15 protein-coding genes and 1 tRNA gene are annotated in these 15,954 nt (G+C 32.2%); 11 read left to right on the top strand and 5 right to left on the bottom strand.

Annotated elements, in window-relative coordinates; translation table 11 throughout:
• Positions 1 to 66: 66 nt before the first annotated feature.
• The 3 genes from rpsO (at position 67) to JG780_RS00950 (ending at position 2,608) form a co-directional block, all read left to right on the top strand.
• The gene (gene rpsO, locus JG780_RS00960; protein ID WP_004103868.1) at positions 67 to 321 is read left to right on the top strand and encodes a 30S ribosomal protein S15; all 255 of its coding nucleotides are present in this window, start codon (positions 67 to 69) and stop codon (positions 319 to 321) included.
• Between the two features lie 55 nt (positions 322 to 376).
• The gene (gene queA / locus JG780_RS00955) at positions 377 to 1,384 is read left to right on the top strand and encodes a tRNA preQ1(34) S-adenosylmethionine ribosyltransferase-isomerase QueA (protein WP_004103866.1); all 1,008 of its coding nucleotides are present in this window, start codon (positions 377 to 379) and stop codon (positions 1,382 to 1,384) included.
• A 132-nt stretch (positions 1,385 to 1,516) separates the two neighbouring features.
• Positions 1,517 to 2,608 (top strand): site-specific integrase, encoded by a 1,092-nt coding sequence (locus JG780_RS00950; protein WP_287568940.1) that lies wholly within the window; start codon positions 1,517 to 1,519, stop codon positions 2,606 to 2,608.
• Positions 2,609 to 2,632: 24 nt separating this feature from the next.
• Here JG780_RS00950 and JG780_RS00945 read toward each other — a convergent pair whose 3' ends face one another.
• From JG780_RS00945 to JG780_RS00925, 5 genes are all read right to left on the bottom strand, one after another.
• Entirely contained in the window at positions 2,633 to 3,709 is a 1,077-nt protein-coding gene (locus tag JG780_RS00945) for an alanine/ornithine racemase family PLP-dependent enzyme (RefSeq protein WP_287568939.1), read from the bottom strand.
• 88 nt (positions 3,710 to 3,797) lie between these two features.
• Positions 3,798 to 5,105: a TldD/PmbA family protein gene (locus tag JG780_RS00940; RefSeq protein ID WP_287568938.1), complete on the bottom strand. Its 1,308-nt coding sequence runs from the start codon at positions 5,103 to 5,105 to the stop codon at positions 3,798 to 3,800.
• Entirely contained in the window at positions 5,102 to 6,490 is a 1,389-nt protein-coding gene (locus JG780_RS00935; protein ID WP_004103860.1) for a TldD/PmbA family protein, read from the bottom strand. The genes JG780_RS00940 and JG780_RS00935 overlap by 4 nt, the downstream gene beginning before the upstream one ends.
• A gap of 4 nt (positions 6,491 to 6,494) precedes the next feature.
• A complete protein-coding gene (locus JG780_RS00930; RefSeq protein ID WP_287568937.1) occupies positions 6,495 to 8,213 on the bottom strand; it encodes a phosphoenolpyruvate carboxykinase (ATP) in 1,719 nt (572 codons plus the stop codon).
• A complete protein-coding gene (locus JG780_RS00925) occupies positions 8,210 to 8,590 on the bottom strand; it encodes a Mini-ribonuclease 3 (protein ID WP_004103853.1) in 381 nt (126 codons plus the stop codon). Before JG780_RS00925 ends, JG780_RS00930 begins: the two co-directional genes overlap by 4 nt.
• A gap of 97 nt (positions 8,591 to 8,687) precedes the next feature.
• Here JG780_RS00925 and JG780_RS00920 point away from each other — a divergent pair.
• The 8 genes from JG780_RS00920 (at position 8,688) to sufU (ending at position 15,907) form a co-directional block, all read left to right on the top strand.
• Positions 8,688 to 8,763 (top strand) — tRNA-Ala (locus JG780_RS00920).
• 206 nt (positions 8,764 to 8,969) lie between these two features.
• On the top strand, positions 8,970 to 9,242 hold the full coding sequence (gene groES / locus JG780_RS00915) for a co-chaperone GroES (protein ID WP_012579460.1): 273 nt from the start codon (positions 8,970 to 8,972) through the stop codon (positions 9,240 to 9,242).
• A gap of 16 nt (positions 9,243 to 9,258) precedes the next feature.
• Positions 9,259 to 10,878 (top strand): chaperonin GroEL, encoded by a 1,620-nt coding sequence (groL, locus tag JG780_RS00910; protein WP_012579459.1) that lies wholly within the window; start codon positions 9,259 to 9,261, stop codon positions 10,876 to 10,878.
• 147 nt (positions 10,879 to 11,025) lie between these two features.
• Positions 11,026 to 11,769 (top strand): Fe-S cluster assembly ATPase SufC, encoded by a 744-nt coding sequence (gene sufC / locus JG780_RS00905; RefSeq protein WP_287568936.1) that lies wholly within the window; start codon positions 11,026 to 11,028, stop codon positions 11,767 to 11,769.
• A 4-nt stretch (positions 11,770 to 11,773) separates the two neighbouring features.
• Positions 11,774 to 13,165: a Fe-S cluster assembly protein SufB gene (sufB, locus tag JG780_RS00900; RefSeq protein ID WP_004103837.1), complete on the top strand. Its 1,392-nt coding sequence runs from the start codon at positions 11,774 to 11,776 to the stop codon at positions 13,163 to 13,165.
• 10 nt (positions 13,166 to 13,175) lie between these two features.
• The gene (locus JG780_RS00895) at positions 13,176 to 14,300 is read left to right on the top strand and encodes a SufD family Fe-S cluster assembly protein (protein WP_004103836.1); all 1,125 of its coding nucleotides are present in this window, start codon (positions 13,176 to 13,178) and stop codon (positions 14,298 to 14,300) included.
• Entirely contained in the window at positions 14,275 to 15,516 is a 1,242-nt protein-coding gene (locus tag JG780_RS00890) for a SufS family cysteine desulfurase (RefSeq protein ID WP_004103835.1), read from the top strand. Before JG780_RS00895 ends, JG780_RS00890 begins: the two co-directional genes overlap by 26 nt.
• Positions 15,509 to 15,907, top strand: coding sequence for a Fe-S cluster assembly sulfur transfer protein SufU (gene sufU / locus JG780_RS00885; RefSeq protein ID WP_004103834.1), 399 nt, complete (start codon positions 15,509 to 15,511; stop codon positions 15,905 to 15,907). Before JG780_RS00890 ends, sufU begins: the two co-directional genes overlap by 8 nt.
• Positions 15,908 to 15,954 lie beyond the last annotated feature (47 nt).

Genomic DNA, 15,954 nt, shown 5'->3' with positions numbered 1-15,954 from the left:
CCCCTACTCGGTAGGTGGATTAATCCCCTACTTGGTAGTGGGAATAAAGTGTGGAGGTGCAAAGATATGAACAAAGAGGAAATCATTAAGGAATTTCAAATTCACGAGGGTGATACTGGAAGTACAGAAGTACAAATTGCTCTTTTAACTGCAAGAATTAAACACTTAACAGAGCACTTGAAAAAACATCCAAAAGATTATCACTCAAGAAGAGGTCTTATGAAACTTGTTGGAAGAAGAAGAAAAATTTTGAAATATTTAAGAAACAAGGATCCAGAATCATACAAGAATGTAATTCAAAAATTAGGATTAAGAAAATAATCGAAAAATGGGGAGGTGAAATTACCTCCCCAATTTTTTAGAAGGAGGAAGATAGATGAAGCTTAGCGATTTTGATTATTACTTACCAGAAGAGTTGATTGCTCAAACTCCTGCAGATCCGAGAGATTCTTCTAGATTGATGGTGTTAAATAGAAAAGAAAAAACAATTGAGCATAGAATTTTTAGAGATATTGTTGAGTATTTAAGCCCTGGAGATTTGCTCGTTAGAAATATTACAAAAGTAATTCCTGCAAGGCTACATGGTGTAAAAGAAACGGGAGCCAGAGTTGAAATTTTACTTTTAGAGAAAATAAGTGAAGGTGTTTGGGAGGCGTTGGTAAAACCGGGCAGTAAAGTTAAAAAGGGAACCAAAATTATTTTATCTGAAGGTATTGAAGTAATATGTAAAGATTATTCACAGCAAGGAGCAAGAATTTTAGAATTTAATTGCAGTGATGATAAATTATTTGAACTTGGTAATGCACCACTACCACCATATATAAAGAATCAGAAAGTTCCGTTTGAAAGATATCAAACAGTATATTCAAAAGAAACTGGGTCGGTTGCAGCACCTACAGCTGGGCTTCATTTTACAGAAGAACTTCTTGAAAGGTTAAGGAATAAAGGAGTGGAATTTGCAGACTTAATCTTACATGTTGGACTTGGTACTTTTAGACCAGTAAAGGTTGAAGATATAAGAGAGCATAAAATGCATTCAGAAAGGTATTATGTACCAGCTGAAACGGTTAAAAAGATAAGAGAGACAAGGAAGAATAAAGGAAGAATAATAGCAGTTGGGACAACCAGTGTAAGAACTCTTGAGACAATTGCAAGACTTCCTAATCAAGAAAGCTACCATGGAAAAACTGATATATTTATTTATCCACCTTTTGAATTTAAATTGACAGATGCAATAATCACGAATTTTCATCTTCCAAAATCTACACTTTTAATGCTTGTCTCTGCTTTTGCAGGAAAAGATTTTATTCTAGAAGCTTATAATACCGCGGTAAAGATGAAGTATAGATTTTTCTCGTTAGGTGATGCATGTTTTATTTACTAAAATGTAAAATTATTTAAAAATTCGCAATGCGAATTGTAACTTTAGTAAGACTATTTAAAAGAAAAATAAATATAATTTATGTTATAATCAAAATACGAGTAAATTTCTTAATTTTTCGGAGGTGGATATAGAGTGAATATAAACTCAGATTTAGAAAGATTTATAGAATATATAAACACTCAAAATATATCAGAGAGTACCAAGAAAAATTATGTTAATATGGTTGATTCGTTTTTAAAATTTGTAGAAGGTAATGTAACGAGCGAAAACGTTAGAAAATGGCTTTCAAAAATAAAAGAAAATTACAAGTCAACAGCGTGGAGACAATATTTTGTTCCTTTGAGAGCTTTTTTACAAAGATTTTATCCACTAATTTATTCAGAAGTAGTAGAAGATTTAAAAGTTCCTTATAAAAAGGCAGATTACGAAATGATAAATTACTTAGATTTTTGGAAATTATATGAAGAAGCGGAAAAAATGGCAAAACACGGCAACGAAAAGTATGTGCTTTTAGTTGGGCTTGCCGGTATTTTAGGGTTGAAATCTGGAGACATTGTAAAGCTTAAAGGAACAGATATAAGAGGAAACTATTTGTATGTCTCAGATGAAAATTATGAAGTAGAAATTGTGCCACCGATTGATAAGTGGTTGAAAAAATACGAAGGAAAGGATGAATATTTAATTTCGACAGGAGATGGAGAAGCAGTAAAACCTTCTTACCTTGCTTTAATGCTAAGGGGACTTCAAAAAAAGGTTGATATAAGTCTGAAAAGACCATTGTCGGTTGAAATATTAAGAAATGTTGCTGTTGCAAGGCAAGTTATTGCACAACCTTCACTACCGTATGTTATGGACTTATTTAAATATAGCTCAACAAAAACAATAGAAGATATTGCAAGATATATAACCGAGAGTGGAGATTTGAGAACAATTTTATCAATAGAAGTTGTTGATGAAATGGAACCTGTTTTGGAATTTTTTAATAAATTGTCAATTCCTGTTAGAAAGATAGAAAATGCATATATTGTATCAAGAACAGCTTATATTAAAAGAGGAGATAAATTTTCAAGGTTAAATACATTGTTTGTAGTAAGAAATCTTGATGGATGGCAAGAATATATTGAAAAGTTGGGCTATGAAGTGAAAAGAAAACCAAATGATAACTTCTTTATTTTCTTGGCTGGAAAGTTAAGAGTAGCATTTTTAGAGCTAGATGATATATAAAATAAAAAATGCCTGATCATATGGTCAGGCATTTTTTATATACTCTTTTTTAACAAAAGGACTAGTAAACGCCCTAAGTGCTGCACCATAGGAAAGATGAAATTTTAAGGTGTCTCCAATAGAATATTTTTTATTAGAATCTGTGTAATCTATTATTGTATGGTCACTTGATGCGTGAAGTACTTTTAATTTTTCATCGAATGGTTTGAGGCCCGAAGAATCAATATCTTGCTCACCAATTGCTAATATTATTCTATTTCTCCATCCAAAATCTTCAAAATGCGGAATTCTGCCCATAGAATCTCTTCCGATTTTTCCCACAGGAACAGATGGTTTATAATCGACTTCAACTACTTCAGCTTCTAAAATTATTGTATCTTGTGAAAGGTATGGAATATCTCTATTTCCAGTTGCATCGGTACCTAGTAATATCCCTTCACCTATTCTAAATTGATTTATTTTAGAAGGTAGTTCATTGTTTTCTATAAGTGATAAAGTTACGGTGCTTCCCCCAGAAATTTTAAGATTTGTGTTTAGTTTATCATCAAGGTAATCTTTTATTTCTACGAGAATATTTAAATTTTCTTTCGTTGGTAAAACACCACCAAAGCACCCAACGTTTGTCCCAATTCCAACAATTTTAGCCATTTTTAACTTTTTAGCTACTTTTTCTATTGTATAAGCAGCTTTTTCATACCAAATTCCTTCTCTTAAGTCCCCGACATCTATCATGTAGATCAATTCAATATTTTTATCATATTTTTTTGCAATTTCATCAATCATATATGCGACTTTTTCTTCAGAAATTAATATTTCATCGGTTAAAAGTACTGCATCTTCCAATTCTGATGCCATAGGGATTCTTAAAAGTTGAAAAGGTCCAGGTACATTATTTTCAATCATTCTTTTAATATTTTTTAATCTTGATTCACCAATCTTTATTACCCCGGCATCTTTAAGTGTTTTTGCAATGATTGGATCGCCTAAAGTTAGTTTAGTTACGGCAACAAGTTCAATATTAAGTTTTGAGAGTGTTTCAAGTAGTTTTTCTGCATTTTCTCTAATTTTTTTGAGGTTAACAAACAACTTAGGGAAATCCACTTTTCCCCCTCCCCTTTTTTAAAGGTACAACTTAATTTTAATCTAATTTTTGTTTTTTGTAAATAAAAAAGGCGGAGAGAAATCCGCCTTATTCACCAGCAATATCAAGTTCACTTATTAAAATACTTGGTGTTATTATTCCATAGAAGATTTTTGAATCATTTCCGACTGCTTCAACTTTTTCCAATAATTGTAAGAAATTTCCAGAGATGGTTATTTGCTCTATAGGATGGGATATTTCTCCATTAATTACTCTAAAGCCTCTTGCACCGAGTGAGAAATTTCCAGATATTGGATTTGCACCTGAATGCATTCCATCCACACCTATAATTACTATTCCATCATCTAATTTTTTTAGAAGGCTTTCAAAGTCGTATTCTCCACTTTCCACAAGTAAGTTTATTGGCCTAATTGAACCACCAAGAGAATTTCCAGTTGATTCAGTGTTATCTTTTTTTGCAGTTTTTAAATCGTATAAGAAACTTTTTAATATTCCGTTTTCTATTATTGGTGTTTCTTTTGTTGGAACCCCTTCATCGTCAAAAGGCCTATTTGAAATACTGTTTTTATAGTAAGGAACATCTTTAATATTTAAAATTGTACTTGCAATCTTTTGGTTTGGTTTTCCTTTTAATGGGGACATATTTTTTTGAACATTTTCTGCTGAAATCATACTAATAAGAAGGCTGAGCATATCTTCAAAAGCGGTATTTTTGATTATTACTCTGTACTTACCGCTTTTAACAGATTTTGCGCCAAGTAAACTTAGTGCATTTTGACAAGCAGTTTTTCCAATTTTTTCTGGATCAAGATCAGAAAATTTAGTTCCAACTTCCATCCATAATCCAGAATGTGTTGATTCGTCTTTTGATACTGCCATTGCATAGCTGTATCCACCATCTGCAGTCGTTGAAACATCAAGCCCTAAAGTATTTGAAATTTTTTTTGAAACTTTAAAATTATTGTACATTGCATAAGGGACCATGACTATTCTATCATCACATTTTGCACTGTTATAGAGCTTTTTGACAAATTCTATCTTTTCTGAAACACTTGTTTTTTCAAAACTTCCACTGTAAAGATCCATTTCAATGTATTTGCCGGTTCCATCATAGAAAAATTCTTCATCTTCACTATCTGTTAACTCCCAGTTTTTTAGGGCTTCTTCAAATAATTTTTCTGGATTTTCTAGTTGTTCAGTATAAACTCTTCCTATCTTTCCATCTTTTAAAATTTTTATAGAAACTGAAAATTTTGAAGCGTCTGTATATTGATCTATATCATCATTAGCATATCTTAGTGAAAATTCTGAACTTTCTGATAGATCAATCTGAGCTTCAAATCCTTTTTCTTTTGCAATAGAAAATAATTTTTCTTTAAATTCGTTGTATGTCATTTGTTTCGCCCCCCAACGATTATTTCTGAAACTCTTATTGTAGGTTGTCCTACATCTGCAGGAACAGCTCCTGAAATTGATCCACAAACTCCTTGACCTCTGCCAACATCGTTTCCGACCATATCAATTTTTTGAATTATTTCATATCCTTTTCCAATAAGTGTTGCTCCCTTAACTGGTTTTGTAATCTTACCTTTTTCAATTAAATATGCTTCATTAACTGCAAAATTAAATTCACCAGTACTTGGGTTAACTGAGCCCCCACCCATTTCTTTTGCATAAAGACCGTATTCAGTTGCTGCTATAATTTCTTCAGGGTGGTAATCACCAGGTAGTATAAATGTATTACTCATTCTGGAAGTTGGAGCAAATGTATAATCTTGTCTTCGAGCACTTCCTGTGCTTTCCATTCCCATTCTTCTTCCACCTAATTTATCAATTAAATATCCAACTAACACACCTTTATCTATAAGAAGGTTTCTTCTTGTTGGTGTTCCCTCATCATCTACATTTGCTGAACCCCAAGCATTTGGTATTGTTGCATCATCAACAGCTGATACACATTCAGCGGCAACTTTTTGACCTAATTTTCCTGCAAAAACGGATGCCCCTTTTGCAACAGAAGTTGCTTCAAGTGCATGTCCAACTGCTTCGTGGAATATAACACCACCAAATTCATTTGAAATAATTACTGGCATTTTACCTGCAGGTGCTGGTTCGGCATCTACCATTCTTGCAGCGATCCTTGCAGCTCTTTTTGCAGCTTCTTCAACGTCTATTCTATCAAATAGTTCAAATCCCATGCTTGCTCCTGGTCCATAAAAGCCTCTTTCCATATTACCATTATGTTCGGCTATAGCATTAATCATAAGTCTTGTTTTTACACGCCTATCTTCTGCCCAAACCCCTTCAGAGTTTGCAATTAATACTTCTTGGTCGTATTCCCAGAACCATACTTGAACTTGCTTAATTAATTCTGAATAATTTTTCGCTGACTCGTATGCTCTTTTCATTACTTTTACTTTTTCTGTTTTTTCAACATCTCTTGGGTATAAATATATAACATGCCTGTTTTTTAATTTTTTGTTATCAAAGTCTAAAGTTAAATCATCAATTTTGACTTCAGATAAAGCTTCTCCTACTCTTTTTGCTACAGATAATAAATTTTCTTTTTCAAAAACATTAGTATATGCATATATTGCCTTTTTTCCAAGAAATCCTCTAATACCGACACCAGAGATGTTATTAGTATTTGCTTTTTGAATTTTTCCATCTGTAAGTTCTATCCTGTTTTCATATTTGTTTTCTACAAAAACTTCTGCAAAGTCTCCCCCATATTTTAATACTGTGCCAATAATATCTTTTATTAAAGATTGATTTAACACTATTTCACCCCTTTTGCTCAATGATTTTCATTAATGCTTTTGCTGCAAGCATAGTTCCTTCTTTTTCGTACCCTTCAACTCCAAGCATCGTTCTTATTTCACCAACCTTCACCCCCGTTTCAAACATTTTTTTGAAGAATTTTTGCGCAATTTTTTCATGTTTTTCTTTCATTTGTATTGCACCAAATGGGTTTGCAAAATATGATGTAGTTAATCCTTTTTCAGAGGTTGTTCCTTTTGCCATTCTCTTTCCTTCTGAGAATACTTTTAAGGCATCTTCATATGTTTCAAAGAACTTTATTCTTTCGCTTTCATCTTTGACTTCTGTGTAGTTATTTGCATAGAATAAAAAGTCAATTTTGATTGGGGTAATAATATCTTTATAGTTATTGAATGGAACTATAACTCTTGCGTTAATTTTATCAGGGTTCATGAATATACTTCTATCCATTGTATGATATGCATATCCTGGTGGTAGATCATCGAGTCTAACAAATGCTCCAGTTTCAGTTCCATATGCTACAACGGAATCGTTGTATATATCTAAACTCCCCATATCATCTATTATAATATTTACTTCTGCTACTTCTTCCATTCTATTTAGCGCATCAAGTGTTTCACTTTTTCCAGCACCGCTGTCACCTACAAACATAGCTACTGCTTTTTTTCCAGATTTTAATGTTATTTGAGCCATTGAGCCATGGATTGGAAGTTTTTCGTTATCTATCATTATCAAATTGTGAACCGTCAAGGTAGTTTTTTTCATGTATCCAAAGTAGTCATTTTCGTCTGTTCCAGGTATCACACCAACGTAGCAATTTTTGTCTTTAAAAACTACTGCATTTTTCCATTTTTCATTATAATCTGGTATTTTTTCTGGAGCAATTCCAAATATTATTATTCCGTCGGGTTTTTTATTTTTTATATCCTTTGGTGAGGCTATTTCAAACAAATTCGCAAGTCCAGCACCATGTACAAGATATTCTTTGTGTACAAAATTAAAAAACAATAATTTTCCAACGTATATTGGGATCCTAAACCATTCATTGCTAGAAAGATTTATTTTGTCTAAAATATCTTTTTCCTCTATTGGAATTATTCCCTTTCTTTTGTTTGATTTTGTATAAAAAATTGCGGGTGGATCAAAAATTGCTGCCCATATTGTTGGAATATTTTTCATCCATTTTGCACCAAAATCGTCACACTCAATATAATCGTATAAGAACATTGCTTGAGCTCCGCTTGGCAGCTGTCTCATTACTTTTGGAAACTCATTTGATATATTTGAAATTAGTTGTCTGTATAAATTTTTAATAACAGCTTTAAATTGATCGCCAATCATTGTCATTGTATATTCTATACTTGCACGCCTATTGTAGTCACTTACGTATTTTTCGTGCCTTACCATAAATCTGTGTTTTGATCTCCAGAATGAGTAAAAGCCTTCTATAAATTTTTCAAGTTTTTCGGGATTTACGTAATTCATTATGTGAATTAATTCTCTAATATTCCTCATAGATAAAAGATGGAGATATTCAGATAACCTTCTAATGTCGTATTCATTTCCAAATTTGAAGGGTGAAATTGCTTCTAGGAGTGGGCTATTTTTTTCAGAGAGTATGGTTATAAATTCTTTTAAAAGCTCTTCAAATTTCCTGTGTCCCATGATTTGGCTATAATTAGTATAAATAACTGAACCATCAATGATTACAGAGCGACTCATTTTAACACCTCCATTAATAAATTGTAAAGACGTTCTTGGTTAGTTAGATACAAATATCCTACCAGAACTTCAAAACCAGTACTTTTTCTGTAGGCGGGATCATTTCCATACCTTCCGGCTCCTTTACTGTTTATACCTCTTTTTACAAATGCTTTTTCTTCTTCATTAAGTAGGGGAAGGACTTTATCTAGGAGGGTAGATTGAAATTTTCTATTTACAAGGAGTTGAGAATCTTTGTGTAAATTTTTTACACTTGTATTTTTGAAATATAACACCTTTACGAAAAGGTTGAATACTGCATCACCTAGATAAGCAAGACTATCTGTAGATAGTTCATTAACATTAAGATTAGGATGAATTTTTTCAAAAATGTTCAATTTATACGCCCCCTATTTTTAACAATTTTACCATATAATTATGTTTTGTGCTAAATGTTGACTGAAAATAGAAAATATGATAAATTATATATTGTAAGGGGCCGTAGCTCAATTGGGAGAGCGCTACCATGGCACGGTAGAGGCAGTGGGTTCAAATCCCATCGGCTCCACCAGAAGGGAGGCAGAAAATGCCTCCCTTCCTTTTTTGTGATATAAAAAGTGCGAAAACAAAAGAAAATATATGTTATTTGGTTTTAATTGCTGATAAATTCTAATAATCTTCAATAATCGGACTTCACAATTTTAATATTTTTGGTAAACTTAAATTAGCAGTCGATGAATTAGAGTGACAACAAAAACTTTGAAAGGGGGTACGATTATGAAGGTTATTCCATTGGGATCAAGACTTTTAATTAAGCCAATTCAGGAGGAAAAGAGAACTGAAGGAGGAATTGTTCTTCCAGATACTGCAAAAGAAAAACCTATGAAAGCAGAAATTGTTGCAGTAGGTAACTTAGAAGATGCAGACGTTGATCTTCACGTAGGTGATAAAGTAATCTTTTCCAAATATTCAGGAACCGAAATTAAGATAGAGGAAGAAGATTACATAATAATTGATGTAGAAGATATTCTAGCAAAAATAGAAGACTAATAGGGAGGTGACACGCATGGCAAAGATGTTAAAATTCAGTGAAGAGGCAAGAAGAGCACTTGAAAGAGGTGTTGATGCAGTTGCAGATGCAGTTAAAATTACATTAGGTCCAAAAGGAAGAAACGTAGTTATTGAAAAATCTTGGGGAAGTCCAACAATTACAAATGACGGTGTTTCAATTGCTAAGGAAATTGAACTTGAAGATAAATTTGAAAATCTTGGTGCACAACTTGTTAAGGAAGTTGCAAGTAAAACAAATGATGTAGCAGGTGATGGAACAACAACAGCAACAGTTCTTGCACAAGCAATGATAAAAGAAGGAATTAAAAACGTAACAGCTGGTGCAAATCCAATCCTTGTAAAAAGGGGAATTGAAAAAGCAGTTGCAGCAGGTGTCGAAGAAATTAAGAAAATTTCAAAGAAACTTTCAAGTACAAACGATATTGCACATGTAGCATCTATCAGTGCAAACAGTGAAGAAATTGGAAAATTAATTGCAGAAGCAATGGAAAAAGTTGGAGAAGATGGAGTAATTACTGTAGAAGACAGCAAATCAATTGAGACATATGTTGAATTTACCGAAGGTATGCAATTTGATAGAGGATATGTTTCCCCTTACTTTGTAACTGATCCTGAAAAAATGGAAGTAGTTTACAATGAACCGTTTATCCTCATTACCGATAGGAAACTTTCAAATATAAAACCACTTATTCCAATTCTTGAAAAAGTAGCACAAACTGGAAAACCACTTGTAATTATTGCAGAAGATGTTGAAGGCGAAGCATTAACAACACTTGTTCTTAACAAACTAAAAGGAACACTTAATACAGTAGCAGTTAAAGCACCTGGATTTGGTGACAGAAGAAAAGCTATGCTTCAAGATATTGCAATTCTTACCGGTGGTATAGTAGCAAGCGAAGAAGTAGGAATTAACTTGGAAGACTTGACATTAAACGATCTAGGAAGAGCAGATGTCGTAAGAGTTAAAAAAGACGAAACAATAATTGTTGGCGGACATGGAGACCAAGAAGAGATTAAAAAGAGAATTGCTCAAATTAAAGCACAAATTGAACAAACTACATCAGAATATGAAAAAGAAACATTACAAGAAAGAATGGCAAAACTTGCTGGTGGTGTAGCAGTAATAAAAGTTGGTGCTGCAACAGAGACCGAATTAAAAGAAAAGAAACATAGAATCGAAGACGCTCTCAGTGCTACAAGAGCAGCTGTTGAAGAAGGTATTGTTCCAGGTGGAGGAATTACATTACTTCGCGCAAGAAAAGCAGTTGAAAAAGTTGTAAATGAACTTGATGGTGATGAAAAGATTGGTGCAAAGATTGTTTACGAAGCATTGATAGCTCCAATTAACCAAATAGCAAAGAACGCAGGTTATGATGGTGCAATTATTATCCACAAAGTACTTGAAAATGATGATCCAGCATACGGATTTGATGCATTAAAAGGTGAATACTGTAACATGTTTGAACGCGGAATTATTGACCCAGCAAAAGTTACAAGAAGTGCACTTCAAAACGCAGCATCAATTGCAAGCATGTTGTTAACAACAGAAGCACTTGTAGTTGAAAAACCAGAACCAAAGAATAACGCACCAATGCCAGAAATGCCAGAATATTAATAATCGTTTTAATAGACAAATTCCCCGGAAGTTTTTCCGGGGAATTTTTTTATGCTTGATTTTTTCAAACCTTTATTTTTTATTATTGACTTTTCAAATTAATATGTTATACTTAAATTAGGAAAAACTAATTAAGGAGGTAATATCATGGAAAAATTGCTTGAAATTAAAAACTTGCAAGCATCTGTGAAAGAAGAAAACTTAAAAATATTAAAAGGTGTTAATTTGGATATAGGGTATGGAGAATTACATGCTATTATGGGTCCAAACGGTTCTGGAAAATCGACTCTTGCAAACGTTATAATGGGGAATCCAAGATATAAAGTTGATTCAGGCGAAATAATTTTTGAAGGTGAAAATATTGTTGAATTAACCACTGATGAGAGAGCAAAAAAAGGTATTTTTATGACTTTTCAAAATCCATTTGAAATAGACGGTGTAAAATTCAGTAATTTTCTTTTAAGTGCGTATAGAAAAATTCATGGAGATAGTGAATCTTTTGCACAACTAAATAAGCAGATTGATGAAATATTAAGTGAGCTTGTTGTTTCAGATAATTTCTTAAATAGGTTTTTGAATGTTGGATTTTCTGGTGGTGAAAAGAAAAAATCTGAAATTTTGCAAGCAAGGTTTTTAAAACCAAAGCTTTTAATTTTGGATGAAATTGATTCCGGTTTAGATGTTGATGCTTTAAGAATTGTTGCCAATCAGATTAATAAGATAAGAGAGTCTGGGACAAGTGTACTTATTATAACTCATTACAAAAGAATACTTAATTATTTAGATGTTGATAAAGTTCATGTTTATACAGATGGAAAAATTGTAAAGAGTGGAGACTTTTCATTGGCTGATGAGATAGAGAAAAATGGCTATTCTGTAATTGCGGGGTGATGACATGTTTGATATAAAACAGAATGAAGATAGGTTTAATTATATTGCTAATATTGAGCCAGAGTATAAAAGTTTACCTGGCTTGACACCAAAAATAATTGAAGAAATTTCTGAGATTAAAGGTGAGCCTAAATGGATGAGAGAACTTAGGCTTAAATCTTTGGAAATTTTTCAAAAATGGCATGATCCAAGATTTGGAGTTGATATTTCTGAATTGGATTTAAATAAGATAATTCCATATATTAAGCCAAAGGCCAATAAGCAGACAAGTTGGGAAGAAGTTCCTGAAGAAATTAAAAAGGCTTTTGATAAACTTGGAATTCCTGAAGCTGAAAGAAAATATTTTGCTGGTGTTGGAGCACAATTTGATTCTGAGATAGTGTATCAAAATATAAAGAAAGAACTTGAAAGCCTTGGTGTGATTTTTATGGATATGGAAAGTGCAGTAAGAGAATATCCGGACTTGGTAAAAGAATACTTTATGAAACTTGTTCCAGCACATGATCATAAATTTGCGGCACTACATGGCGCAATTTGGAGCGGAGGAACATTTTTGTATGTTCCAAAGGGTGTTAAAGTTCCAATGCCACTTCAAGCTTATTTTTTAATGAGTAATCCTGGTATGAGTCAGCTTGAACATACAGTTATTGTTGCTGATGAAGGCTCTGAGGTAACTTTCATTGAGGGATGTTCAGCTCCAAGATACAATGTTATAAATTTACATACAGGAATGGTTGAGATTTATGTAAAAAAAGATGCAAAAGTAAAATACATGACAATTCAAAATTGGAGTAAAAATACATATAACTTGAATACAAAACGTTCTATAGTAGAAGAAAATGGAGTGATGTCTTGGGTTTCAGGATCGCTAGGTAGTATGAAAACAATGTTGTATCCTATGACGATCCTTAAAGGAAAGGGAGCAAAAGCAGAAAGTTTAGGTATTACATATGCAGGACCAGGCCAACATATGGATACAGGCTCAAAAGTCGTACATCTTGCACCTTATACAAGTTCCACAATTGATGCAAGGAGTATCAGTGTTGGTGGCGGCTGGGCTTTTTATAGAGGACTATTAAGAATAGCGCAAGATGCTAAAAAAAGTAAATCACATGTTCAATGTACAGCATTAATGCTTGATAATAAATCAAAAAGTGATACAGTACCATTAATAGAAGTATATAATAGTGATTCTGATGTAGGTCATGAAGCTAGAATTGGAAGAATTAAAGATGAACAAATCTTTTACTTAATGACAAGAGGTTTAAGTGAAACAGAAGCTAAAAGTATGATTGTTAAAGGTTTTATTGAACCGATTGTTAGTAGTTTGCCATTTGAGTATGCCCTTGAGCTTAATAGGTTAATTGAAATGGAAATTGAATCATCAATAGGGTGAGGTGTTAGTTATGGAAAAGAATTTAGAATTATTTTTAGATAATGAAAAAGCAGTGGTAAGTGTCCCAAAACAATTTTTCGAAGGTGACTATACTGAAAAAGATTTAGAAAGAGCACTTTCAAGTATTGAAAATAAATTTGTTAGAAAGTATGTATTGGAAAAGTATAGTGAATATACAAAAATAGGTTTTCCTATATGGAAAAGGTTGAAAATTAATAGTTTAAGTTTGCCGGAGTATAAATATGAAGGGTATTTTAAAGGTGTTGAAGAAGATTTAGATTTAATAGATTTTGAAGGAACTCATAGAAAATATGTTTTGTTATCGGATATATTTTCATCTATGGGTGAATATATAAAGGTTGATAATGAAAAAGATGTAAAAGTTGAATATATTGATAGAATAACAAATGATGTGTATAAGGTTAATGGTAAGTTAGTTCTTGTAAGAATTTTGAAAACGAATAATTTTTCAAACAACACATTAAGAGTTGTGGCAGAAGATAATGCAGAAGTTGAAATTTACAACATTCATGTAAGTGAAGAAAACTCTTTTTCAGTTGACAATATTTTTATTATGGTTGAAGATAAGGTACAAGTAAAGGTTAGAGATATATATATCGGGGAAGGGAAAGTAGCAGGATATTTAGGAGTAAAAATGAATGGTAATGAAAGTAATGTAGATGTTAAACCATACTTTTTGGGAAGTAAAAGCGCAATTTTTGATCTTCAATATCTTTTAAGATTTGTAGGACTTGAAAATAAAGGTTCAATAAAAGCTGAAGGTGCACTTTCTGATGAAGCAAAAGTAGTATTTCGTGGTATACTTGATTTAAAAAGAGGTGCAAAAAATAGCGAAGCAGAAGAGATGGAAAGATGTATATTATTATCAAAAGATTCAAAAATGGAAGCTATCCCAAGTTTGTTAGTAGATGAAAATGAAGTTACTGCATCACATGCAGCAAGTTCTGCTCCACTTGATGAAGATGCAATTTTCTATTTAATGAGCAGAGGATTTAATAGAAAGGAAGCAAAAAGCTTTATATTAAATGGTATTTTTGAAAATTTAATTAATGAGCTTTCGGTATTTGGCCTTGAGGAGGTCGTAAAAAATGCTCTCAAAAAATATATTGAGTGATTTTCCTGCACTTTCAAGAACAATAAAAGGAAATCGAATTGTTTACCTTGACAGTGCTGCAAGCACATTAAAACCAAAGCCAGTAATTGATAAATTATCCAAATTTTATTTAGAAAATTATGCAAATGTCCATAGAGCAGTTCATACTCTAGCATCTGAATCGACTCAGATGCTAGAGTTTTCTAGAAAAAACTTTGCAAATTTTTTGAATTCTAGCGAACATGAGATAATTTTCACATCAGGAACAACAATGTCAATAAATCTCATAGTTGAAAGTTTAGTAAGAAGTAAGATGTTGAACGAGAATGATATAGTTTTAACAACTTTAGTGGAGCATCATGCAAATTTTGTTCCATGGGTAAGACTTTCCAAACTACATGGATTTAGAGTAGAATTTGTTGAACCTAGTTTGCGTTTTGGAACCTTAGCTATAGATGATTTTTTAAAAAAAGATATAAATCCTAAGGTTGTTGCTATTACAGGGCATTCAAATGTAACGGGGCAGTTAATTGATATAGAAAAAATTCGCAATATTTTTCCTAATTCAATATTAATAGTTGATGGAGCACAACTTATTCCGCATCAGAGGATTGATGTTAAGAGCTTAGATATTGATTTTCTTTGTTTTTCAGTCCATAAAATGCTTGGGCCAAGTGGAATTGGGGTTTTATATGGGAAAAGCCAATATTTGGAAACACTTGAACCTTTTTTGTATGGTGGTGAAATGATCGATAAGGTTAGTGTTGAAGATGTTACCTTTAATGTGCTTCCGTACAAATTTGAGGCAGGGACTCCAAATATTGGTGGAATTGTCGGTGCAAATTATGCGCTTGAATATTTAAATAATATTGGGTATGATGAGGTAAAAAAACACATTCTAGATCTTACAAAATATGCTATTGAAAAATTTAGAAATATTGAAAATGTCGAGGTTTATGGACCACTTGATGAATCTCACTGCGGTATTTTAAGTTTTAATATTAATGGAATTCATCCACATGATGTTGCACATCTTTTGGATGAAAAATTTGGAGTGGCAATAAGGAGCGGTCATCATTGTGCACAACCTTTAATGAATGTTTTAAAGTCACAAAGTAGACTGTCTCAATTTCCAAACAGTACATGTAGAGCAAGTTTTTATATATACAACACATATGAAGACATAAATATATTAATAGAAGGTATAAAAAGGATAAAGGAGTGGTTTGATGTATAATGAATTAATCATGGACTATTCTAAACTTAAAAAGTATAAAGGAAAGATTGAAGATGCAACTAAAGTGGAAGAGGGTAAAAATCTTTCTTGTGGTGATGAAATAACTTTATATTTAAAAATTGAAAATGAGCGAATAGTTGATGCAAAATTTGAAGGGATTGGGTGTGCAATTAGTCAAGCTTCTGCTAACTTGATGATAGAAAATATTATTAATAAATCAATTGATGAGGTAAAAATATTGATAGATAATGTATATAAAATGACACGTGGAGAAGAATACGACAAATCGGTTTTAGGATTGATAGAGGAGCTCAAAAGTATTAAAGACTATCCAATGAGAATTAAATGTTTTTTACTTGCATGGAAAACTTTAGAACTTTCATTTAAATAAGTTGTAACAAATATATAATTTTAATCCATTTTAATTGAAAAAGAATA

This window comes from Thermosipho sp. (in: thermotogales) (assembly GCF_020054775.1).
Classification (GTDB): Bacteria; Thermotogota; Thermotogae; order Thermotogales; family Fervidobacteriaceae; genus Thermosipho; species Thermosipho africanus.
The sequence above is the reverse complement of the archived record's forward strand: the minus strand, read 5'-3'. Positions and strand labels throughout refer to the sequence as shown.